Here is a 21,556-nt window from a genome sequence, read left to right as displayed (position 1 = left end):
ACTTGGCCGGCCTTGAGCCGTAGGATGGCGTGGAGCGCAGCGATACCCATCAGAAGGTTGTGCGCCGTCGCGGCCTTGATGGGTATCGCAAGCTCAACCCATCCTACGAGATGCGCTCCATTCAACCCTGCGTCGGCGGCGTCAGGTAGGCCGCTGTGGCGCCGCGACTGACCTGGCTGGCCTTGAGTTCCAGGCTGGCGATACTGCGCAGGTGCACCTGGTCCGGGCCATCGGCAAAACGCAGGGCGCGGCCGGTGGTCCACATATCGGCCAGCGGCGTGTCCGGGGTCAGGCCCATGGCGCCGTAGACCTGAATGGCGCGGTCGACTACGCGGGTGTGCATGGCCGGCACCAGCGCCTTGATCATCGCAATTTCCTTGCGCGCGGCCTTGGCGCCGACCTCGTCGATCATCCAGGCGGTCTTCAGCACTAACAGGCGCGCCTGTTCAATCTCGATGCGCGACTCGGCGATCCAGTCGCCGATATTGGCGTACTGGTGCAGGTATTTGCCGAACGCCTTGCGCTCTTGGCAGCGCTCGACCATCAGCTCCAGGGCCAGTTCGGCCATGCCGATCGAGCGCATGCAGTGGTGAATCCGCCCAGGTCCAAGGCGCGCCTGCGCCATCATAAAGCCCTCGCCCTCGGCGCCGAGCAAGTTGGCCACCGGCACCCGCACATTGCGCAGCAGCAACTCGCTGTGGCCCTCGGGTGCCAGGTGGTTGAGCACCGGGATGTTGCGCAGCAGCTCCACCCCCGGCGTGTCGAACGGCACCAGGATCATGCTCTGTTGCCGGTGAGCCTCGGCGTCCGGGTCGGTCTTGCCCATCACGATCAGCAGCTTGCAATCAGGGTGCGAGGCGTTGGTGATAAACCACTTGCGGCCGTTGATCACATACTCGTCGCCGTCACGGCGGATCAGGGTCTGGATATTGCTGGCATCCGAGGACGGCACGTCCGGTTCGGTCATGGCAAAGGCCGAACGTATCGCACCATCCAGCAGCGGCAACAACCAGCGCTGGCGTTGCTCGGGCGTGGCGAACAGGTGCAGCAACTCCATGTTGCCGGTGTCTGGCGCATTGCAGTTGAACACCTCGGAGGCCCAAGACACGCGGCCCATAATCTCGGCCAGGGGCGCGTACTCCAGATTGCTCAGGGCGGTGCCCGGCTCGTCCGCCTGCAGCGCCGGCAAGAACAGATTCCACAGCCCTTCCGCGCGGGCCAGAGCCTTCAAATCGGCCATAAAGGACACCGGAAATTGCCCGGCCGCCACCTCCGCATGCCAGGCGCCAATGCGCTGCACGATATGGCTATCGAGGAAGTTGCGTACCTGCTGACGCAGTGCTTCGGTGCGGGGGCTGTAGGCAAAGTGCATGGCGAACCTCGGGGCGGTCTGGGCGATGGCTGAAGCCTCACCATAACCAAGCGCACAGCGCAAACCGAGGATATTCGAGGGCCTGAATCAGCGCCTATCACGGCGCCGGCAAACACGCTAAAACTTGACCGAAGTCATCGTCAAAGCCGCCAAAGCTGTCAACGACAACGGCTACCAGTACAGGTAGAACATCGCCTTGGCCAACAACACGATGAGCAGCATCTGCGCCAGCACCGCCCAGTGCAGCTGGCGATACAGCGACGGCGTCATGCGCCCGCTGCGCAGCAGCATGGCCACCGCGCCGAAGCTGACAAACACGCCGACGGCCAGGGCGATCTTCAGGGTCAGCAAGGTGGCAAAACTGCTGGCAAAGGGCGCACTCAAGGCCTGCCGATGCTGCCAGGCCAGGCCCAGGCCCGCGCCATACACCAGCACCACGACACCATGCAGCACCGTGCGCGTGCGGGCACCGAGGGCGCGCTCCAAAGTGCCCAGCTGCTCAGGATCGAGCTGCGGTTTGACCCTGGCAAGAATCGCCACCTCGTAGAACAGCGTGCCGATAAAACCGATGGCGCCAAGCAAATGCAGCACGTGCAACAAGCCGTAACTGCTCACCCCGGCCTCCTCACACCGTGCGCGAGAAGCTGCCCTTCTGCGCGCCTCCGATATAGGCATCGAAGGCCATGGCCACGCTGCGCATCATCAAATGCCCCTGGGGCAACAGCACCAAGGCGTCGTCGCGAATCTCCAACAAGCGATCGGCGACGTGCTCGTCGAGCTTGCCCAGGGCCTCGGCAAAGTACTCTTTGAAACGGATGTTGTGGCGCGCTTCAATGCTGGCGAAGTCGATGCGGCCGTGGCACATCAGGTCGCTGATCACGTCGCGACGCAGCTGGTCGTCGGCATTCAGGCGATAACCGCGGTGCACCGGCAGCAGGCCCTGATCAAGCCGTGCGTAGTACTGGGACAGCTCTTTGACGCTCTGGCTGTAGGTGTCACCGACCTTGCCGATGGCCGATACGCCGAGACCGATCAGGTCGCACTCGGCGAAGGTCGAGTAGCCCTGGAAGTTGCGCTGCAGGGTGCCATCGGCGCGGGCCAGGGCCAGCTCGTCATCCGGCAAGGCGAAGTGATCCATACCGATATACACGTAGCCGGCGGCGGTCAGGCGGCTGATGGTCAGCTCCAGCAACTCCATCTTGCGCTCGGGCGGCGGCATATCTTCGCGACGAATCAGGCGCTGAGCCCGCACCAATTCCGGTAGGTGCGCATAGCTGTAGGCGGCGATACGATCCGGGCGCAGGGCAATGATCTTGCTCAGGGTCACGTCGAAACTGGCCACGGTTTGCAGCGGCAAGCCGTAGATCAGGTCGACACTCACCGACTTGAATTTGGCCTCACGGGCGGCGGCGACCAGGGCGTAGATCTGCTCTTCACTCTGCTGACGATTGACCGCTGCCTGCACATCCGGATCGAAGTCCTGCACGCCGAAACTCAGGCGATTGAAACCGAGCTGGCGCAGGTGTTCGATCTGTTCGGTGCTGATGGTGCGCGGATCGACCTCGATGGAGAACTCGTGCTCGTCGCTGTCATCCAGGTTGAACGCCTGGTGCAGGCAGTCCATCAACTCGGCCAGCTGCTCGCGGGTCAGGTAGGTCGGTGTGCCGCCACCGAGGTGCAACTGGCGGAGTGTGCGCGTGCGGTCGAACAGCGCCGCCTGCATGGCAATCTCGCGCTTGAGGTAGTTGAGGTACTCGACCGCGCGATGGGTCTTCTGGGTGATGATCTTGTTGCAGGCGCAGTAGTAACAAAGGCTCTTGCAGAACGGGATATGGATATACAGCGACAGCGCCTTGGGCACGGCAGCTTGATTACTGGCTTGGGCGGCCGCGTGATAGTCATCCATGGCAAACGCCTGATGGAACTGCGGCGCCGTGGGATAGGAGGTGTAGCGTGGTCCCGGACGGTCATATTTCTCGACCAGCGCGCGATTGAAACTCAGCGATTGATCCACTTCGATCACCTCAAGGCTTGAAAATAACAGCGGCCATAACCGCCGGTGAATGGCGGGCTTAGCCTGGCTGTGCGCCTTGCGCTTGCAGTGATTTTTTCAGGTAGTGGCGCTGGTAGCCGGGCGGGCAATCCTCCAGCACGCCCATCAGCTGATAGCCCTGCTTGTGGTAGAAGCCGGGCGCCTGAAAGCTGTAGGTGTAGAGAAACACGCCATGACAGCCGCGCCGCCGCGCCTCATCCTCGGCCGCCTGCAACAACTGTGCGCCCAGGCCATGGCCGCGCTGGCCGTCGTCCAGCCACAGGTAGTCAACATACAGCCAGCCCATGCCGGAGTGGCCGAACATGCCGCCCACCACCTGGTCGGCACCATCGCGGGCGTACAGCTGAAAATCCTCGTAGCCATACTCGCCCACCTGCTCGACGTTGAAGCGCTCCAGCCCTGTGCGCACAACGGCCATGGCCTCGGCGTCTGCGCCTAGCCGAAAACGATACGGGGAATTTGTCATGGGCGTTCCTGTGCGGCTGTAACGAGCCGAATCAATCTCTGCCGTTACCGGTGTTGAGCGTGCGTCCGTACGGGCTAACAGCCTCGCAGGTACGCCGCGATGGCCGCCATGCTAAACGGGGCGAGCAATGGCGCATAGTGACACGCCTCAGTGTGGGCGCTGATTAAGCAGATAGGTGAGCAACTCCGGCTCATCGGCATCGGCCAACTGCCGCACCGAGCGGAACGGCAACTCACGCAACAGGGCCTGCCAGAACGGCACGGCCAGCGGGTCCTGCGGATAAAAGCTGACCACCCACGGCTGCTGACTGGCGAGGATCACCTGCTCCACCAGTGCCCGACCAATGCCTTGACGACGGTACTTCTTGAGCAGGAACAAATCGGCAAATTCCAGCGCCTCCACCCCGGCGATTTCACTGCGCTCGATCAACAGAAAGCCGGCGATAAAGCCGTCCAGCAGGATCAGCTGGGCGCTCCAGTCCGGGCGCTGCCAGTACAGGGCCAGATAGGGATCGTGCACATAGAAGCGGCCGTCGACCTCGACGTCCTCCTGCTCCCAGTCCGACGACTCGTAGGCGTAGAACTGATAGAGGTTGCGGATCAGCGGCAACTGCTCGGCAGTGGTGGCAATCAACTGGAGGGACATCGGCAGGCTCGGCAAGCAAAAGAAATCAGCGCGCCAGTATAACCAGCCCAGCGCCCTGCCAACCAAGCCAACGGCGGACGAAAAAGCTATGTAGCAAAAGCGTGTGGCACGGGATGCGAGCTTGGATAGCCCGGTATTTCGCGGCGTGCATGAGGTGGGTAGGTTGGCGTTGAGCGCAGCGAAGCCCAACAACTGGGGCAGAGTCGTTGGGCTTCGTCGCGCAGCTCCTCAACCCAACCTACGATTCATCGCCTTTGCAACACACGCTTGGGGCATAGCAAAAAAACCGCCTTGCGGCGGCCTAAGACCAAAGGTTCAGGAGTGGGCGGGCATCAGGTGCCCGCCGCAGGATCAGAACGACTTCGACACTGCCAGGGTAACGTTGGTATCGCAGTAGTCACCCTTGCCGTACCACGCTTCACAGGTCTCGGTCTCGATATCGGTGTCGGTGTAGGTGAGGGAGAAGTCCAGGCCCACCAGGGTCTTGCTCAGGCCCACGCTCCAGTCGTCATATTTGGTGTTGCTGCCGGTGGCGTCGATCGGGTCCTTGTAATCGCTCTGGCCGTAGCCCAGCGACAGGCCCACTTCCATCGGCAACTCATAGTCGTAAGCGATGTAGGTATAGAGCTTGCTCTCGGCTTCATAGGCGTATTTGGCGCCCACAGTGAAGCCGTAGGCGCTGATGCTGGTCAGCACTTCATCGGAGTTCCAGACACTGGCTTCCGGGTAGGTGTAGGTAGCCCACGACAGGTCATAGGTGATGTCGTCGGTGATGCTGCCGCCGTAGCCGAAGTAGTAGTCCACTTCCATGTTGGCGCCGCCGTTGTTGCCAGGGAAGGCAAAATCGTCGACGTTGGAAGCCCAAACACCGGCATACAGACCGGTTTCGTGGGCCACATCCAGACTGCCTTGCACCGCACCGTTACCCGCGGTTTGCGACTGGCCACGCCAGATGTAATCGCTGGCCAGGGTGGCGGTCATGCTGACGTCAAACTCGCCAGCCGGGCCATTGAAGGTTTCGGATGCGGCGATGCCGCTGAACGCGAAGGCGGATGCAGCGGAAATAGCCAGGGTCAATTTCTTCAGCATGGTGGTGCTCCATAGAGTGGGATATTTCACGAGGGTGGACCCTCTGTTTTAAGTGCGAATCGCTGTAGTGGTTAAGCTGACGGGTTATAAGCACATCCCTTGCCAACCCTGAATAACCCTTTAAAAACATATAGTTATAATCACTTTCCGAAATTTAAGCCCAGCAGTAGCGTAACGCCATGGTGCACCACGCCCTTGGCTGTGCACGCTCAATGCGCACGCCGATGGCCTGGCCTGTGACTTGCTTGGGTGTGGCAGGTCTTTCTGCTTATTAAGGTGTCTTTCATGCGCAATTTGTTGTTATCCCTGCTGTGTATCGCGGCGCTCCCGGTGGGGGCTGAAGAGTGGATCGTGGAAGCTGGCGAGGAACGCCTGCTGAGCCAGCCCAGCGTGCACCTGCAACGTCTGGTGCTCAAAGATGGAGCAGTACTGCGCGTGGCTGCCGGTTTAACGCGCGTCGAGTTGCACGCCGAACAGGCCTGGATTGGTCGCGGCGTGCAATTGCTCGGCGCCGGTCAGGACGGTCACGCGGGCGCCAACGGCCAGCCGGGCTTGGATGGCCAGGGCTGCCTGCCCGGTGCCGATGGCCAGGCCGGTGGCAGCGGCGTAGCCGGCCAGGCAGGTGTCAACCTCGACCTGCGCTTGGGCCTGCAAAGCTTCGACTCCCTATTGATTGATGTACGCGGCGGCCAGGGTGGCGCGGGCGGTAATGGCGGCATCGGGGGTGCCGGCGGCGCCTCGCAAACCTGTGCGGGGGGCCTCGGCGGTACAGGCGGGGCTGCCGGTGCTGGCGGGGCCGGCGGGCGTGGCGGTGATGTACACGTGCGCTACTGGCGCGCGGGCAAGGATGGGCTGCTGGCCGTAAGCAATTACGGCCCAGGCCTGCAGGTGCTGACCAGTGGTGGCCACAGCGCCCAGGCTGGCATGCCGGGCGCGGGTGGCGCCGGCGGCTTGGGCCAACTGGTCAAGCGACCGACCGGCATCAAGATTTTCCGCAACCCGGGTAGCGCAGGGACAACCGGCCACTTCGCCACTCCTGCGCCCCATGGCGAAGCCGGACGCTTCCTGATCGAGGCACACGCTGAACCCCGCGACTGACGGCACAGGCAGCGGGCCGCTCGGCGTTTGAATAGGCGGGCAATTCCGGTAGGCTTTGCAGCCTCATTCAAAGGAGTAACTCCCATGGCCCGCGCCACTGCCCGTCACATCCTGGTTGCCAGCGAAGCTAAGTGCAACGAACTGAAAGCCGCTATCGAAGGCGGTGCCGACTTTGCCCAGGTCGCCAAAGACAACTCCACCTGCCCGTCCAGCCGCAGCGGCGGCGACCTAGGCTCGTTCGGCCCCGGCCAGATGGTTAAAGAATTCGACAACGTAGTGTTCAGCGCACCCATCAACGTGGTGCAAGGCCCGGTGAAAACCCAGTTCGGTTATCACCTGCTGGAAGTGACCAGCCGCCAGGACTGATTGGCCACGACCCACGTCAGCCGTGGGCCCGCCAATCTGCAGGCATCTGGCACAAATGCCAGGCACAAAAAAGCCGCAGCCGGGTCACCCCGCCTGCGGCTTTTTTCGCTCCTGATTTAAGCGCTGCGCACTTGTTGCTCAGCAAGGAAGTCTTCTTCCAACAGGGTGTCCTGATCTTCGATGGCGTCTACCTCGCCTTCCAGCAGCGGCGCTTGTGCGCGCTTGTTGCGCAACTTGCCAAACTGGTGACTGAGGGCGTGATTGAGTTTTTCGATTGCGCCATCCACGGCGAAATCCAGAGATTCGGCTTTATGGGTCACGGACACAGGCTGCTGGCCTTTTGGCCGTGCTTCGATCTGGCAGCGCTTGTCATCGGCGCCGGCTTTGCCGCCATTGTCGTCGTGCAGGTGAACAATCACCCGAGTCAGTTCTTCGTCAAAACGATCCAGCTTGCTGCTGACGCTGGCACTCACCCATTCAACCAGGCGGGCGCTACCTTCGATATGGTTATCGCTGTGAACTTGGATTTGCATACGCTTTCCTTCTTCAACTGTTCGCCAATAGCGTCGCGTGTACTGCGACAATTTCAGCCTACGCCATCCGCTGAGCCGCTGGGAAATGAATTTGGCCTTTTGTTGCAATCGGCAACACTCTTCACTGACCTGAGTCAGCCGAGGCCCATGCGCCGGGCTTTGCGCGTTCACAGCCGCAACACTGCGCTACGCTGGTTTGATCCATCAGCCGTGATGGCGAGCACACACCCAGGCACGGCAAACCTTCGATGGCCTGGCAAAAACGGGTAGACTCGCCGGCCCCGCGCGGCGCTCCAGGCGTGCGGACAGGATGTCGTCACTCAGGAGTTTCGCCTTGCACCAGTTCATCACCCTCGTTGCCTGCCTGCTGCTCGCCGCCTGCGCCAGCAATCAACAGGCGTTGTATGAGCAAAATGTCCAGGCGGGTAAAAGCCCAATTGCCACAACCACCCTGGAAGCCATTCATAACACCGAGGCCATTCCCTTGCCGGTCAATACCGGCCTGCTGACCAGCGACTGGCCGATCAGCGCCAATGAGCCACGGATGAATTTCGGTCGTTCGATTTCCAACTACCGGGTCTTTTCCCTGCAGTTGAAAAAAGGCGCGCCCTACTCCCTGAGCGTCAAATCGGTGTGCAACGAGCCGTGCCTGGGCTTCAACAAATTCGCCCTCAAACCCCGCGCCATGCTGCTGGATAGCAACGGTGCAGTGATCGCGAAAAAACCTTCGCAAGCCGCCGCCGTGCTCGGCCAAATCACCCTTAAGTGGGTCGGTGTAGCGCCGGACGATGGCACCTATTACCTGCTGGTGGCCGCAGATAACGATGACGTTGGCCGCACGATCGTGATCGAAGATGCCTGGCTGAATAACTCGCCGTTGATGGCCGTGGATGTCGGCATGCACAGCTCGCCGTTCGGCAAAGTCAGCGTGTTTGCCGACCCAACAGACAAGTAAGCGCAACCGATTGCTGCGCAGTTGATCCGCAGCAAGGCACGCGCAACCTGCGGCACCTTAGGATGAGCGCCCTTGTGCACCTGCAGCCCCTGCGACTGGGTGCACGGCCATCTGCGAGGTTAGTTATGAGCATCACGTCTGCCGATATCTGCGCCGCTGCCGACCAACTCAACGGCTTTGTTGGCTTCAACGCCAAGGCCGGGCACTACATCGTGCGTTTCAGCGAAGACTCGTTCGGCATGGATGTGCCGGATGCCAGCATCACCCCGGCCAGCGAATTCGTCTGGTGCCCGCTAGAGGGTGACCTGATGATCCTCAAGCGCGAGCGCATTCAGATTCTGCTCGACCAGCACGTTAACGACCGCCTGCAGATCAGCGAGCCGTTGCTGGCCTATATGCGCCATCAGGAGCAGGCGGAAATCGTCGCCCAGCGCTTCCTGCAATAAGCGCGCTTACAGCTGAGCACGATCCAGCGCCGCCAGCAGCGCTTGGTCGCGGGCATAGATGTCCGGGGCATAGTGCAGCTGGCCGGTGCCATCCACTTCCGCCGTCCAGTACGCGAGGATGATCGGCAACGGCGTGCTCAGGCGAAACTCGTGGGTACGACCGCTGGCCAGCAGGGTAGTCACGCGCTCGCGCTCGGCGGGTGTGAGTAGTCGATCAACCAACTGCATCACGGCCTCGACCCGCACGCAGCCCGAGCTGAACGCCCGCGGTCCCTTGCTAAACAATTGCTGGCTGGGGGTGTCGTGCAGGTACACGGAAAACGGATTGGGGAAGCGAATCGCCACCTGCCCCAAAGGGTTGTGCGCACCGGCATCCTGGCGCAGCTGGATGCTGCCAGGGTTGTTCCAGTCGATGGCATTGGCGTCCAGCACACGCCCTTCGCGGTCCAGCACACGCAGGTTGTGCTTATCGAGAAAGGCTAGGTCGCGGCGGATCTCCGGCAGTTTGTCTTCGCGCAGGATGGTCGGCGGCACCGTCCAGGTGGGGTTGAGGGTCAGGCGCGTAATCTGGGACTTCAGCAAGGGCGTCGGCCGCGCCGCGCGTCCCACCTGAGTACGGGTTTGCCAGACGGCAGCAAAATCCTGGTAGTAGGCCAGCTGCGCGGCCGCCACATTGACCAGCACACCGCTGGCCTGCAGGTCACGCGCCAGCCAGCGCCAGCGTTCAAGGTTAAGGCGCAACTGGGCCAGACGCTGGGCCGGGGTGATATTCAAGGCCTCCAGCGTAGCCGCCCCCACCACACCGTCGGCCTGCAAGGCGTGCTGCTGCTGGAAAACCTTCACCGCGGCCACCAGGTCCGCCCCATAAAGATCATCCTCCAGGGCCGCCTGGGCAGGCAGATAGCCTTCACTGATCAGTCGTTGAGCCAGTGCCGGCACGCGCAGATCACGCATGTCCGGGCGCAGCAGTGGGCCGCTGGCCAGAGCCTGCCAATCGGCCAAGGGCTGTTGCCGGCGCTGGGCATAAACAGTGCGCAATTGCTGGTACTGGCTGAGGCTCGGACGCGCCTGCTGAAAAGCCGCGGGCAAATCACCGAGGCCCAAAATCGCCAATGCCACCACCTGGTCCGCGGCCAGTGCCGGGCTATCGGCGGGCTGCCAGCGTGGCTCGATCTGCTGCTGCGGCAGCCGGCCCTGCAACAGGTGCTGCAATGCCTGCAGGTAGACATGACTGGTGACGATCTCGTGGCAGTCACTGGCCGGCTGCTGACTCCAGGCTCGCAAGCTGTCGAGCTGATAGCTGGCCGGGTTAAGGCCATCGTCCGCCAGACCTTCCAGCTGCCCGAGCAAGGCCTCAAGCTGACCTGTGACCGCCCACACAGGGGCGTACTGGTGCTGACCGTAGAATACTTTCAGTTGCTCGCGCGCCGCTTCATCCAGGCTCGCTGGCGCACCGGGGCACGCCACAGGCAACTGTTCGATGCTGAGCTGCAAGGGTGGCGTGGGAGCCAGGGGCACTTCCACAGCCGCGACCAATGGCGCCATCAGCACGCCAAGGCTCAGGTACCATGCGTATTTTTTGAACAACTGCAGCACTCCAATCCATGGCCGTCACATTCACGGCCTGCCGCGGCAGCGCCGTTCGCTCATAGCCAAGTATAAACAGGCCAGCCGCGGCAACGACAGGACGTCAGGAGCCAACAACGATAATGGGGACTCTCCACCTATGTTCACTCGATTTCGCCAGCTATGCCTGGCTGCAGCCGGACTTTGGGTCTTTTCCACACCGCTGATGGCGGCCACGTCCGCACCACAACCGCTATTCAAAAATCTGTCCCGCGCCGCCCCCGGACTCAACCCCGTGGCCCTGCAGAGCGCCCTGGCAGCCATGCAATGCGCCCTCAACAGCGGCGCCGAACGCGCCCAACGCCTGGCCGTGATCGACTATTCACAGCCATCCACCGCTCGCCGCTTGTGGATATTTGATCTGCACAAACAGGCGCTGGTGCTGCAAGACCTGGTGGCCCACGGGCAGAAATCCGGCGAGAACTTCGCCACCCGTTTCTCCAACCGCGTCGGCAGTTATCAGTCCAGCCTTGGCCTGTTTCGCACCCAGGAAAGCTATCAGGGCAAACACGGCTACTCGCTGCGCATGGACGGCCTGGAGCCGGGGGTCAATGACCGCGCCCGCGAGCGGGCCATCGTCATCCACGCCGCCGACTACGTGAACCCACTGTGGAGCAAACGTCAGGGCCGCATCGGCCGCAGCCAGGGCTGCCCGGCGGTACGTCCGGAGATTGCCCGCCGGGTGATCGACAAGCTGAAGGGCGGCCAGTTCATGTACTCCTGGTACCCTGATCGCAGCCTGGTCAAAGCCTCACCCTATCTCAACTGCCAGCCCCGCCAGGTGGCTCGCATTCTCGCCGCCAATGGCGGCTAAGCGCAGCCCATGCAACCCGAAGACCTGCTTCTGCTCGTGACCCGGCCCATGCCCTACGGCAAGTACAAGGGCCGGCTGTTCGCCGACCTGCCCGGCCCGTACCTCAACTGGTTTGCCCGCGAAGGCTTCCCCAACAATGAAACCGGGCGCCTGTTGCAGTTGATGCAGGAGATCGACCACAACGGTCTATCCGAACTGCTGACCCCGCTGCGCCAGCGTCATCCACGGCGCTAAACCGCGCCAGACAATCCAGTCGAGCTCACGTGCCTCAGGCTCAGGTCGCAGAGACAGGTATACTGCGCGGCTATGCGCTGCCCAGCAGCGCCATCACTTACTCGATCAGGCCTCAGGCGGATTTCCCATGCCCACGACCCCTACTCCATCCAGTGACACCCTCGACAACGCCGACGAGCAGACCGCCAGCGCCAAAGTGCCGGCCTTTAGCTTCCCGTTCTCGCCCGCAGCCTTTGCGCCGAACAAGAACGACGGCCAGCCCCATCATCCCAAGGGGCATAAGTCCAACCACGACAAAACCCCCGGCCGCGCCCCCAATGGCACTCGCCGCTCCATGGGCAAGCGCTAAGCACCTAACATTCGTCCACTGCCTCAGGTGAGCCAATGAGCACTCGCATCCTCAGCGTCATCGCCCTGACCACCCTCCTCGGCGCCTGCGCCAGCCCACCGCCGAGTACGCCATTGAGCGCACAAAGCCTGCAGCATCATCACTGGGTGCTGGAGAAGATCGACGGTCTGCCGCTGCTGGCAGAAAAAGGCAAAGCCCCGGACCTGGAAATTGGCGAGCACCTGCGCGCCAACGGCAGCGCCGGCTGCAATCGCTATTTCGGCCAGGTGGAACTGCAAGGCTCGCAGTTGCGCATCAAGCAGATGGCCTCGACCATGATGCTCTGCCCCGCGCCGCAGCAAGACTGGGAACGCGCCATGACCAGCACCCTGAGCGACTGGAGCGAAGCAACCCTGAGCGAGCAGCAATTGCACCTCAAGGGCCAGCAACACGAGCTGCAGTTCAAACTGCAAGACTGGGTGCGCTAGGGCCTGTTGCCGCTTCATCGTGAGCCGCGCTGCCGCGCAATGCGGTTCACTTGAGGCATTAAGGGCGTGGCTCGGATGCGATCTGCGACGGATATCGCAAGCAGGCACAGGTTGCGTCAACTATTGGTGCTGGTGGACAAGTAAACGTTATTCACCCTAGGTCGCTTTCAAGGCCGCACAGGATGGGAAACGTAGAAGTATTTCCCACCAGAGATATCCAGACCTACCTCTTCTTGCCGCTTGCATTCGTGCATGCCTGCCGTTTGCGGTCGAGCGGTATCAATCGGGGATACTCCGGGACTATTCAGCCAGACAATGAAAGGCTGCAAACGGCCAGAAGCGGTCAGTGGGTTGATATGGCCATTATTCATCAGTGCTCAATTACCTAAGTAAGGTCTGCTACTGCAAACACCAATCGAGTAGCTATCTAAGTTTATATACTCTAAATCTCGGTGATGAGATTACATATCTACTAGATAAAATTACTAGAGTTTATGTCCAATGTGCGCAATTTCGATTGTATGATTTTCTGGGTTACACCATATGTGAATCCTGCCGGCTCCAGGCGTATACCTGGCGTGCAAGTCAAAATATTGTATGCCCGATGCAACGCTTTCGAACAGACAAAGACTTTTACGTTGTTCATATTCCGGAGTTACTTTTGACAAAAAATTTGGCAACCCTCGATCTTGTTCCCAATTCTGCGCAGCGCACTCTAACTGCCACAATCGAAGATTGACAGAACCAAGAGCTTCCGATCCATTTTTTAAGCATGCTAATTGTTGTTCCGTTCGAGGTAGAAATAGCAAAGAAGGAAACGCCTCCTCGCGCCCCGCCCACATTTCCTCACCGCTTGCGTAATTTTTAAGTGGGATAAGTCGTAACCATTCTTGCAAATCTGCCAAATTTTCTTCAGTCGCGGCATGCCGTACGTAAACAAGTAACTCGCTCAATTCTCCATCATTGGCCAGCTCTCTACATACTAGCTCTAGTGATGACTCGCTCCAATCAGCCCCCTCAAAGCTTACCGCCAAAGCGTCTATAGCATGAGCTAATCCAAGCCCAACGCATGGAACACCTTTATGCTCATAATCTATTGTCAAATCATGAAGCTCACCCGCCAGGTCAAATGCCCGGTTTTCAAGTCCTCTCAGGAACTGCCACTCTTCACGTGTATTGCCATCAGTTCGGAGAGATGAGAGCGTCCTCTGATTTCCCATATTTATGGAAACAAGAGGCTGGATGGAGTGAAGTTCTAAGCCAGAGCGAATTTTCTTGATCTCCCGGAGAAGCTTGATAAGCCTGCTCACATTTGCTTTAGCTTCCTCATCTGACAGTCGGTCGCTTGGATGTGACAATTCGTTAAGAAAACTGACCAGTCGCATTAGTCCAAAATCCTGTCTAGAGACTTATCCCACTGATCAAAAAATCCTTCTGGCCACTCACTGATTCGACCAGTTGGTGATATTTCTAGTTGAGCGCTTGTTGGCTGCGAAGAGGAATCTGCACGACTGAAAAAGTTCAATCCAACACTAGTATTTGGTATCAGGCCCTCTTTCACAGCAATTCGTATGCCGTTGAGCACGTGGTCACTGTGAGTTTCTACTAAAATCTGCACGCCAGCAGCAGCCGTCCGCGCAATCAACTCACCGATTGCAACCTGCCCTTTAGGATGAAGGTGCGCCTCCGGGTTTTCGAGTAGGACGAGGCTTCCTTTTGCCGAAGCAAGGCAAGCTACAATGATTGGAAGAGAGTAGGTGAGCCCAAAGCCAACGTTCGTAGCTCGAAATGGATCCCCTCCGCGAATACCTGCTGTGCTCCCATAGGTGTATTCAACCCGCATGAGGTCTGTCCTAGGAACTGCTTCAACATTCACGCTAGCGCCAGGAGATATTTCCTGAAGCCAAGCATTGACTTGCGCCAAAAGCCCGCCTTTCGTGGACGCAAGAGGATGGCGTCTGATCTGGTCGCTTACACGCTCATCCCTGTAATGATTGAGATAATGCGCTGTATATTCGCCGCGAACCCCAAGAAACTTTCGTACAGTGATAGTGTGATGAGATTTGGGATAGTGAACGGCTGGACTAATTCGATCTGCCCTAAGGTATTGGAAGCCTTCTCCGTAAAGCCCAGGGATAGGATCACCTTTACGGAAACAACTCTTTACCGGCAGCACATCTGAAGCGCCGGAATAGGAAGCTTCATATATGTAGTAGTTATCCGAATCGGCCGAATTCACAATGAATGAAATATTGTTATCTGTATGTTCATTGTGCAATACGTCCGCGCCAACACCCAGCTCTATCAACTCTCCATTGAGCAATAGTCCGTGCACAGTAGAAAATCCATTCGCGTCCATCGACTGCCGCAATAGCGCAATTGCTTGGAGAGTGGTGCTTTTTCCAGTTCCATTCAAGCCTGATAGCAGCGTTAATGGCCGTATCTCAACACTTTGGTCTTTGAAAGCTTTGAAATTGTGAATATTCAGAGTTCTGCTCACCGGGAATGGCTCTCTAGAAGATTTTTGATTGCAGAAAATCGTCTTCTAACTTTTGACGCATCTCCTGTACCTTGAGAAATCGACGAGTCAAAAGCAGCATCATTCATCAACACAATAAAAGATTTCTTAATCTTCCTTGCATTGCTCACGCACACATCTCGCTGAATAGCAGTAAGATTAGAAAGTGCCACAGTGATACTTTCGAATAGCGCTTTATTTATCGGATATCTTCCATCATCTGGAGAGTACCTCTTTCTATATGCATCCACTCCAAAGATGCTCTTCGCTGCAACTAATGAGGCTTTGAAATCCCTAGTCAGCTTGAGCAGCGACTGACGACTAAGCGCATTTACGCTGTGCATTGACTTGCTCAGAAATCGGTCGAAATTTCGCTCCTTATAATTATTCGGCGGCATTAATTTGAATGCAATATATCGCAAAACCATTTCTCTCGCAGCCATACGCTCATCTTTTATACTATTGCAAGTAGCCTCTTTGAACTCTTTGCACTCTGCAAGCTTTTTCAGAACCTCCCGTACCGAACCAGGTATTAGAGCATGCCTCAACTCCTGGGCGGAAAGAGGTAAACCACCTGTATTGATACGAGCAAAAATGTTAAATTTAACTTCTTCAGGCGTGCCACTCTTAATCAAATGCACAACAAGCTCGGTCTCTCTGAGCCTGCGCTTTAGCCTAGCCGGCAAATCTTCATACGTGCACTGATTAAAGTCATCGCCCAAATATTCGAGCTGCTGAAGCCTGAGTGGGGCAGATCTGATATATGAGGGAGATATAAATCTGGTAATTGTTGTGAGCCGCTGTATCCCATCAACAATGACCCAATAATCATTATCATCTTCAGCCGCATATAGCGTTGGAAGTGGTATCCTCAGCAGCAACGACTCAATTAGGCGACTTTGCTGCTTTTCATTCCATATTCCAGCGCGACGTTGAAAATCCGGCGCTAGATCTAACGCACCATCTTCAATCCGAGAAAGCAGCAAATCAATTGTCATTGAGCGAGTGCTAATATCAATGTCATCGGGATTGAAAGGCTCTCCGATAACTATGTCTTTTCGGTGCGGATCCCGCTCTAGCTCGATGCCTACCGACTCACCAAATGAATTGATCTCTTCTGTAGATTTTTTTTCAGGCATTCCCGGATTACTCAATTCACAAAAGGTATCTGTAAACACTTTCAAACTACAAGCTATACAGACAATAGTAAGGCAGCCGACTTTGATGGTACAGCTTCAACCGCACAGCCAGCAAACGTCGAGTTCACATCGGCCCTCCTCCGGTTGGATAAAGTAGATCTCTGAATCGCCTCTGGTTTTATAGATCCTAAATGACTGCTTTTGGCCGTTCTCAGCCTCTGAAAGTTATAAAACTTACCGATCAAATCCGATGCCATTGGCGATTCACGCGCCGGTAACGCTGAGAGACTTTCAGCGTCCAGCTAAAGCGCCTGCCAAGCCGCCAGCCATCCCAAGCTCTGCTCGGCGGTCACACTCGGTTTGTACTCCGCCCCCAACCACCCCACGTAACCACTGGCCTGCAACGCCTGTAGCAGCGGAGCAAAATCCAGCTGCCCGCTGCCTGGCTCGCCACGGCCCGGACAGTCGGCAAACTGCACGTGGCCAATACGTCCCGCCAGCAGGTGAATGCCGGCGGGGATATCCAGACCCTGGCGGGACATGTGGTAGAGATCAAACTGCGCCTGCAGGTTGGGGTGGTCTACTGCACGCAACAGTTCATCCAGGTGCTCAGGGGTATTGATCAGAATACCCGGCATATCCAGCGGGTTAATCGCCTCGCACAGAACCTGGATGCCCAGCACGGCAAAGGCTTCGGCGGTTTGTCGCAGATTGGCGATCAGGCACGCCAGCGCCTGTTCACGGCTGACGCCCTCGGCCAACCGCCCCGGCAACACATTGACGCAGGCTGGACGGACCATGGCGGCGTAGCTCAGGGCTTGCTGCAAGGCGGCGTCAAACTCGGCCTGGCGTGCTGGCACAGCGGCCAAACCGGGGCCGCCGCTCATCAGATCGCCGGCCGGTAGATTTATCAGCCGCAGTGGTAAACCGGCACGGGCCAGCGCCTCTTTCAGCTGTAAGGCGGGCAGCTCGTAGGGAAACTGGATTTCCACGCCGTCAAAGCCAGCCGCCGCAGCCGCTTGAATCCGCCCCAGCAGGGGCAGCTCAGTGAATAACAGGGACAGGTTGGCGGCGATCTTCATTGGCGTTGCTCGCGCAGCATGTCCACCAAGGTCGAGGGATCGCGCGCCAAGTTGTCCTGCACCCCGTGCAAGCGCATCAGCTGCGCCGCCAGGCCGGTCATGGGTGCGCTGCTGCCCTGTTGTTGGGCCAATTTGACCGCACCATCGAGGTCCTTGAGCAGGGTACGCACATGCCATTTGACCGGCTCGAACTGGCTGGCGGCCATTTGCGGCGCGAGTATCTGCAACGGTTTTGAGTCGGCAAAGCCTCCGGCCAGGGCCGGCGCCAGCAAGCTCGCATCGACCCCGCTACGCTCGGCCAGGGCCACCACTTCGGCGATCACCAGGGCATTGCAGGCAACGATCATCTGGTTGCACACCTTGGTCACCTGCCCGGCTCCCACATCGCCCATGTGGGTCAGGCGCTGACCGAGGTGCTGCAATACCGGCCGCGCGCGCTCGATATCCGCGTGCCGACCGCCGGCCATGATCGCCAGGGTGCCGTGTTCGGCGCCCGGCGTGCCGCCGGACACCGGTGCGTCCATCCAGTGCATGCCGGTACGCGCCAGCAACTCAGCCGCCATTTCGCGGGTGGCGGCCGGTTCCAGGCTGGAGAAGTCGATCAGCAACTGACCGGGCCGGGCGCCCTCAACAATGCCGCCCTCGCCAAACACCACCTCGCGCACCGCTGCGGTGTCGGCCAGGCACAGCAGCACCAGCTCGGCATCGCGGCACAGCTCGGCCGGGGTCTGCACCCGCTGACAGCCGTCCTGCAGCAACGGCAGGCATTTGTCGGCATTGCGGTTCCATAGCGTCAGCGGATAACCGGCGGCCAGCAGCCGGCGACACATCGGCAGCCCCATCAAACCGATTCCGGCAAAAGCCAGTGCAGGCATGGTCGTGCTCATTGCAAAACTCCGAAAAAACACAGTGCGTGCATGTTAAAGCGCCATAAAGCCCCACAGCCAGTCGCGGGCCCTTATACTTCGCCTCCTTTTTCCGCTTTTGAACCGGAGATACCCATGCGTACTCGTTTTTCGGCCCTCGCTGCCGGCCTTGCCCTGTCCCTTTCCTGCGCCCTCAGCCAGGCCGCCGACGTGCTGCGCGTATCGGCCATCCCCGATGAAGCGCCCACCGAACTGCAACGCAAATTCAAGCCCCTGGGCGCCTACCTGGAACAGCAACTGGGTATGAAGGTCGAGTTCGTGCCAGTCAGCGACTACGCCGCCGTGGTCGAAGCCCTGGCTTCGGACCGTCTGGACATGGCCTGGCTGGGCGGTTTCACCTTCGTGCAGACGCGCCTGAAAACCGGTAATGCGATTCCGCTGGTACAGCGCGAACAGGACGAGAAGTTCACCAGCAAGTACATCACCGCCAACCCGGCCGTGAAGTCGCTGCAGGACCTGAAAGGCAAGACCTTCGCCTTCGGCTCGGTGTCGTCCACCTCCGGCAGCCTGATGCCGCGCTTCTTTATGCTCAAAGACGGCATCAAACCGGAAGAGTTCTTCAGCCGTGTGGCTTACTCCGGCGCCCATGACGCCACTGTCGCCTGGGTTCAGGCGGGCAAAGTGGACGGCGGCGTACTGAACGCCTCGGTCTGGGACAAACTGGTCGCCGCCGGCAAGGTCGACACCAGCAAAGTGGTCGTGCTTGGCACCACCCCGCCCTACTACGACTACAACTGGACCGTACGCGGCAACCTTGACCCGGTGCTGACCGACAAGATCAAAGCGGCCTTCCTCGCCCTCGACCCGGCCAAACCAGCGGACAAGGCGATTCTCGACCTGCAAGCAGCCACCCGCTTCATCCCCACCAAAGCCGAGAACTACACCGGCATCGAGGAAGCGGCACGCGCGGCCGGCCTGCTGAAGTGACCCCAGGCGACTACGGCCTGCGTCTGCACGACGCGGGCCTGCACTACGGCAAGCAGATCGCCCTGCAGGGCATCAATCTGTGGGTCAACAATGGCGAGCGACTGGCCATTATCGGCCCTTCAGGTGCAGGTAAAACCAGTCTGCTGCGCCTGTTGGCCACCCAGGTACAACCCAGCAGTGGTGAGCTTGAACTGCTCGGACAGAGGCCCTGGGCGCTGTCTGCACGCCAGCGCAAAACCCTGCGCAGCCAGCTTGGCCTGATTCAGCAAACCCCGCCCCTGCCGCCACGGCAGCGGGTGGTCACCGCCGTACTGGCTGGTCGCCTCGGCCAATGGTCACTGGCAAAAAGCCTGTGCAGCCTGCTTTACCCACTGGACACCGACGGTGCGGCTGATGCCTTGGTGCGCCTGGACCTCAGCGACAAGCTGTTCCAGCGCTGCGACGAGCTGTCCGGCGGCCAACTGCAACGGGTCGGCATCGCCCGCGTGCTGTATCAGCAGGCGCGCCTGATTCTCGCCGACGAGCCGGTCTCGGCCATGGACCCGGTACTCGCCGGCCACACCCTGAGCGTGCTCAACCAGGAGGCCGAAAGCCGCGGCATCACCCTGCTGGCCAGCCTGCATGCGGTGGACCTGGCCCTGGCGCACTTCTCGCGAATCATCGGTGTGCGTGACGGGCAGATCATGTTCGATCTGCCGGCCAGCGCGGTCGATCAAGCGCGCCTGGATGCTTTGTACGCCAACGAGCAGTTGTCCAGCTCAATCCCCGGCAGCGTACCGGCGACGCCTGCAGCAGTGCATATTCCGCGATGCTGAAACCTGCCCAACGCCGCGACCCGGCAGCCGTGCCACGCCTTATCCTGACGGTGCTGGCCCTGGCCTTACTGTGGCCTGGTTTGCAGTTAAGCGAGCTGAACCTGGCCGTGCTGGTAGCCCCGGACAACCTGCGCAACATGGGCCAGTTTGTCAGTGGTTTCTGGCCGCCGGCCCATGATCGCGACTTCCTTGAGCTGCTAGCCCAGGCCACCCTGCAGACCCTGGCCATCGCCACGGCCGGCATGGCCCTGGCCTGGCTGCTGGCCATGCCCTTGGCCCTGCTGGCCAGCCGCGCCCTGTCGATCAGCGCCCTGGCACGCGGCGGTAAGCCTGCCTGGTGGGCGCAAGCCCTGCGCTGGCCGGTGCGCGGCCTGCTGATTGTGCTGCGCAGCGTGCCGGAAATCGTCTGGGCCTTATTGTTTGTGCGCGCCGTGGGCCTGGGACCGACGGCCGGGGTGCTGGCGATTGCCATCACCTACGCCGGCATGCTCGGCAAGGTCTATGCAGAAATCTTCGAGTCGGTTGACCTGCGCCCTACCCGCGCCCTGCTGCTGGCCGGCAGCCCGCGCCTGGCCGCCTTTGCCTACGGCCTGCTGCCCAATGCCGCCGGCGAGATGTTGTCGTACAGCGTGTACCGCTGGGAATGCGCGATCCGCGCGTCGGTGGTCATGGGCTTTGTCGGCGCTGGCGGCCTGGGGCAGCAGATCGACCTGTCGCTGCGCATGTTTGCCGGCGCCGAAGTGGCCAGCATGCTGCTGACCTTTCTGCTTCTGGTGCTGCTGGCCGACAGCCTCAGCCGTTGGCTGCGCGGACGCCTGACATGAAACGACCCCGCGTAAACATCGGCAACTGGCTGATTCTGCTGGGCTTGCTCACGGCCGTGAGCGCCAGCTTTAGCTATCTGAACCTCGACCTGGCGGCGCTGTTGCAGGGCGATAGCCCGACGCAGATGGCCCGCTTCGCCCAGGGTTTTATGCCGCCAGACCTGTCCGCGCAGCTGCTCCAGCAAATCGCCCGTGGCGCTTTGGAAACCCTGGCGATGTCTGCCATCGGCACCTTGCTGGCGGCGCTCTTGGGGTTACTGCTGGCCTTGCCGGCTGCGGGTCGCTTCGGCGCCCTGGCCCAGAACCTGACGCGCTTTATCCTCAATGCCCTACGGGCCATTCCCGAGCTGGTGTGGGCGGCGCTGATGGTGCTGGCCGCGGGCCTCGGCCCGAATGCCGGCACCCTGGCCCTGGCCCTGCACACCACCGGGGTGCTCGGCCGGTTGTTTGCCGAAGCGCTGGAAAACACCCCCGGCGAACCCGCTGAAGCCCTACGCCTGAGCGGCAGCTCGCGACTGACGGCGTTCTGCTACGGCACCTTGCCGGGCGTCTGGCCACAGCTGCTGGCGTATGGTTTGTACCGCTGGGAAAACAATATCCGCATGGCCAGCGTACTGGGCTTTGTCGGTGCCGGCGGGCTGGGACAGATGCTCTATGTCAGCCTCAGCCTGTTTCAACAGGCGCAAGCGGCCACGGTGATCCTGGCCATGCTGATTCTGGTACTGGGTGTCGATGTGCTGAGCAACTGGGCGCGCCAGCGCTGGGTGCAGGCGCACTAGCAGGCCGTTGGCCTGCTGTGCGTCAGAGGTGCG

General features: G+C 60.0%; 25 protein-coding genes. 12 read left to right on the top strand and 13 right to left on the bottom strand.

The genetic code is table 11. The features are described 5' to 3' along the window. Positions 1-121: 121 nt before the first annotated feature. From AC56DI_RS10565 to AC56DI_RS10540, 6 genes are all read right to left on the bottom strand, one after another. Entirely contained in the window at positions 122-1,372 is a 1,251-nt protein-coding gene (locus AC56DI_RS10565; protein WP_496346103.1) for an acyl-CoA dehydrogenase family protein, read from the bottom strand. 171 nt (positions 1,373-1,543) lie between these two features. After that, positions 1,544-1,987, bottom strand: coding sequence for a CopD family copper resistance protein (locus tag AC56DI_RS10560; RefSeq protein WP_496346102.1), 444 nt, complete (start codon positions 1,985-1,987; stop codon positions 1,544-1,546). 10 nt (positions 1,988-1,997) lie between these two features. Then, complete coding sequence (gene hemN, locus AC56DI_RS10555) at positions 1,998-3,386, bottom strand: oxygen-independent coproporphyrinogen III oxidase (protein ID WP_496346101.1); 1,389 nt, start codon at positions 3,384-3,386, stop codon at positions 1,998-2,000. Between the two features lie 58 nt (positions 3,387-3,444). Beyond that, complete coding sequence (locus AC56DI_RS10550; protein ID WP_496346100.1) at positions 3,445-3,891, bottom strand: GNAT family N-acetyltransferase; 447 nt, start codon at positions 3,889-3,891, stop codon at positions 3,445-3,447. A gap of 147 nt (positions 3,892-4,038) precedes the next feature. Next, complete coding sequence (locus AC56DI_RS10545) at positions 4,039-4,536, bottom strand: GNAT family N-acetyltransferase (protein ID WP_496346099.1); 498 nt, start codon at positions 4,534-4,536, stop codon at positions 4,039-4,041. Between the two features lie 351 nt (positions 4,537-4,887). Continuing rightward, positions 4,888-5,625 (bottom strand): TorF family putative porin, encoded by a 738-nt coding sequence (locus AC56DI_RS10540; protein ID WP_496346098.1) that lies wholly within the window; start codon positions 5,623-5,625, stop codon positions 4,888-4,890. A gap of 285 nt (positions 5,626-5,910) precedes the next feature. Here AC56DI_RS10540 and AC56DI_RS10535 point away from each other — a divergent pair, with 285 nt between their 5' ends. Then, positions 5,911-6,723 (top strand): collagen-like triple helix repeat-containing protein, encoded by an 813-nt coding sequence (locus AC56DI_RS10535; RefSeq protein WP_496346097.1) that lies wholly within the window; start codon positions 5,911-5,913, stop codon positions 6,721-6,723. A gap of 84 nt (positions 6,724-6,807) precedes the next feature. Continuing rightward, a complete protein-coding gene (locus AC56DI_RS10530; RefSeq protein WP_496346096.1) occupies positions 6,808-7,089 on the top strand; it encodes a peptidylprolyl isomerase in 282 nt (93 codons plus the stop codon). 116 nt (positions 7,090-7,205) lie between these two features. On the opposite strand, the gene AC56DI_RS10525 is transcribed toward AC56DI_RS10530, so the two are convergent. Beyond that, the gene (locus AC56DI_RS10525; protein WP_496346095.1) at positions 7,206-7,622 is read right to left on the bottom strand and encodes an HPF/RaiA family ribosome-associated protein; all 417 of its coding nucleotides are present in this window, start codon (positions 7,620-7,622) and stop codon (positions 7,206-7,208) included. 334 nt (positions 7,623-7,956) lie between these two features. Between AC56DI_RS10525 and AC56DI_RS10520 the strand changes: the two genes are divergently transcribed. Next, positions 7,957-8,577 carry a putative periplasmic lipoprotein gene (locus AC56DI_RS10520; RefSeq protein ID WP_496346094.1) on the top strand — a complete coding sequence of 207 codons (621 nt, stop codon included), beginning with the start codon at positions 7,957-7,959 and terminating at the stop codon, positions 8,575-8,577. 125 nt (positions 8,578-8,702) lie between these two features. Continuing rightward, positions 8,703-9,023 (top strand): DUF2025 family protein, encoded by a 321-nt coding sequence (locus AC56DI_RS10515; protein WP_496346093.1) that lies wholly within the window; start codon positions 8,703-8,705, stop codon positions 9,021-9,023. A gap of 6 nt (positions 9,024-9,029) precedes the next feature. Here the strand turns inward: AC56DI_RS10515 and AC56DI_RS10510 are convergent, their stop codons facing one another. Continuing rightward, positions 9,030-10,610 (bottom strand): L,D-transpeptidase family protein, encoded by a 1,581-nt coding sequence (locus AC56DI_RS10510; RefSeq protein WP_496346159.1) that lies wholly within the window; start codon positions 10,608-10,610, stop codon positions 9,030-9,032. A gap of 139 nt (positions 10,611-10,749) precedes the next feature. Between AC56DI_RS10510 and AC56DI_RS10505 the strand changes: the two genes are divergently transcribed. From AC56DI_RS10505 to AC56DI_RS10490, 4 genes are all read left to right on the top strand, one after another. Next, complete coding sequence (locus AC56DI_RS10505; RefSeq protein ID WP_496346092.1) at positions 10,750-11,463, top strand: murein L,D-transpeptidase catalytic domain family protein; 714 nt, start codon at positions 10,750-10,752, stop codon at positions 11,461-11,463. Between the two features lie 9 nt (positions 11,464-11,472). Beyond that, the gene (locus AC56DI_RS10500; RefSeq protein ID WP_324520425.1) at positions 11,473-11,697 is read left to right on the top strand and encodes a DUF3820 family protein; all 225 of its coding nucleotides are present in this window, start codon (positions 11,473-11,475) and stop codon (positions 11,695-11,697) included. A gap of 127 nt (positions 11,698-11,824) precedes the next feature. Further along, positions 11,825-12,046 carry a hypothetical protein gene (locus AC56DI_RS10495; protein WP_422588109.1) on the top strand — a complete coding sequence of 74 codons (222 nt, stop codon included), beginning with the start codon at positions 11,825-11,827 and terminating at the stop codon, positions 12,044-12,046. A gap of 35 nt (positions 12,047-12,081) precedes the next feature. Continuing rightward, complete coding sequence (locus AC56DI_RS10490) at positions 12,082-12,513, top strand: META domain-containing protein (RefSeq protein WP_496346091.1); 432 nt, start codon at positions 12,082-12,084, stop codon at positions 12,511-12,513. Positions 12,514-12,998: 485 nt separating this feature from the next. Here AC56DI_RS10490 and AC56DI_RS10485 read toward each other — a convergent pair whose 3' ends face one another. The 5 genes from AC56DI_RS10485 to AC56DI_RS10465 form a co-directional block, all read right to left on the bottom strand. Further along, the gene (locus AC56DI_RS10485) at positions 12,999-13,898 is read right to left on the bottom strand and encodes a hypothetical protein (protein ID WP_496346090.1); all 900 of its coding nucleotides are present in this window, start codon (positions 13,896-13,898) and stop codon (positions 12,999-13,001) included. Continuing rightward, on the bottom strand, positions 13,898-15,013 hold the full coding sequence (locus tag AC56DI_RS10480; RefSeq protein WP_496346089.1) for an AAA family ATPase: 1,116 nt from the start codon (positions 15,011-15,013) through the stop codon (positions 13,898-13,900). The genes AC56DI_RS10485 and AC56DI_RS10480 overlap by 1 nt, the downstream gene beginning before the upstream one ends. Further along, positions 15,010-16,209: a GmrSD restriction endonuclease domain-containing protein gene (locus tag AC56DI_RS10475; protein WP_496346158.1), complete on the bottom strand. Its 1,200-nt coding sequence runs from the start codon at positions 16,207-16,209 to the stop codon at positions 15,010-15,012. The genes AC56DI_RS10480 and AC56DI_RS10475 overlap by 4 nt, the downstream gene beginning before the upstream one ends. Before the next feature lie 263 nt (positions 16,210-16,472). After that, complete coding sequence (locus AC56DI_RS10470) at positions 16,473-17,252, bottom strand: hydroxypyruvate isomerase family protein (protein ID WP_496346088.1); 780 nt, start codon at positions 17,250-17,252, stop codon at positions 16,473-16,475. Then, positions 17,249-18,139: an NAD(P)-dependent oxidoreductase gene (locus tag AC56DI_RS10465; RefSeq protein WP_496346087.1), complete on the bottom strand. Its 891-nt coding sequence runs from the start codon at positions 18,137-18,139 to the stop codon at positions 17,249-17,251. The genes AC56DI_RS10470 and AC56DI_RS10465 overlap by 4 nt, the downstream gene beginning before the upstream one ends. Positions 18,140-18,253: 114 nt before the next feature. Here AC56DI_RS10465 and AC56DI_RS10460 point away from each other — a divergent pair, with 114 nt between their 5' ends. Genes AC56DI_RS10460 through phnE form a run of 4 tightly spaced genes read left to right on the top strand, consistent with a single transcriptional unit; the run spans position 18,254 to position 21,523 of the window. Next, positions 18,254-19,105 carry a putative selenate ABC transporter substrate-binding protein gene (locus AC56DI_RS10460; protein ID WP_496346086.1) on the top strand — a complete coding sequence of 284 codons (852 nt, stop codon included), beginning with the start codon at positions 18,254-18,256 and terminating at the stop codon, positions 19,103-19,105. Continuing rightward, positions 19,102-19,920, top strand: a complete 819-nt coding sequence (locus AC56DI_RS10455; RefSeq protein ID WP_496346085.1) for a phosphonate ABC transporter ATP-binding protein — start codon at positions 19,102-19,104, stop codon at positions 19,918-19,920. The genes AC56DI_RS10460 and AC56DI_RS10455 overlap by 4 nt, the downstream gene beginning before the upstream one ends. Next, positions 19,914-20,744, top strand: coding sequence for a PhnE/PtxC family ABC transporter permease (locus AC56DI_RS10450; RefSeq protein ID WP_496346084.1), 831 nt, complete (start codon positions 19,914-19,916; stop codon positions 20,742-20,744). The genes AC56DI_RS10455 and AC56DI_RS10450 overlap by 7 nt, the downstream gene beginning before the upstream one ends. Next, positions 20,741-21,523, top strand: a complete 783-nt coding sequence (phnE, locus tag AC56DI_RS10445) for a phosphonate ABC transporter, permease protein PhnE (protein WP_496346083.1) — start codon at positions 20,741-20,743, stop codon at positions 21,521-21,523. Before AC56DI_RS10450 ends, phnE begins: the two co-directional genes overlap by 4 nt. Positions 21,524-21,556 lie beyond the last annotated feature (33 nt).

The organism is Pseudomonas sp. BGA-UO-ETr-WB11, from assembly GCF_059567785.1.
The sequence above is the reverse complement of the archived record's forward strand: the minus strand, read 5'-3'. Positions and strand labels throughout refer to the sequence as shown.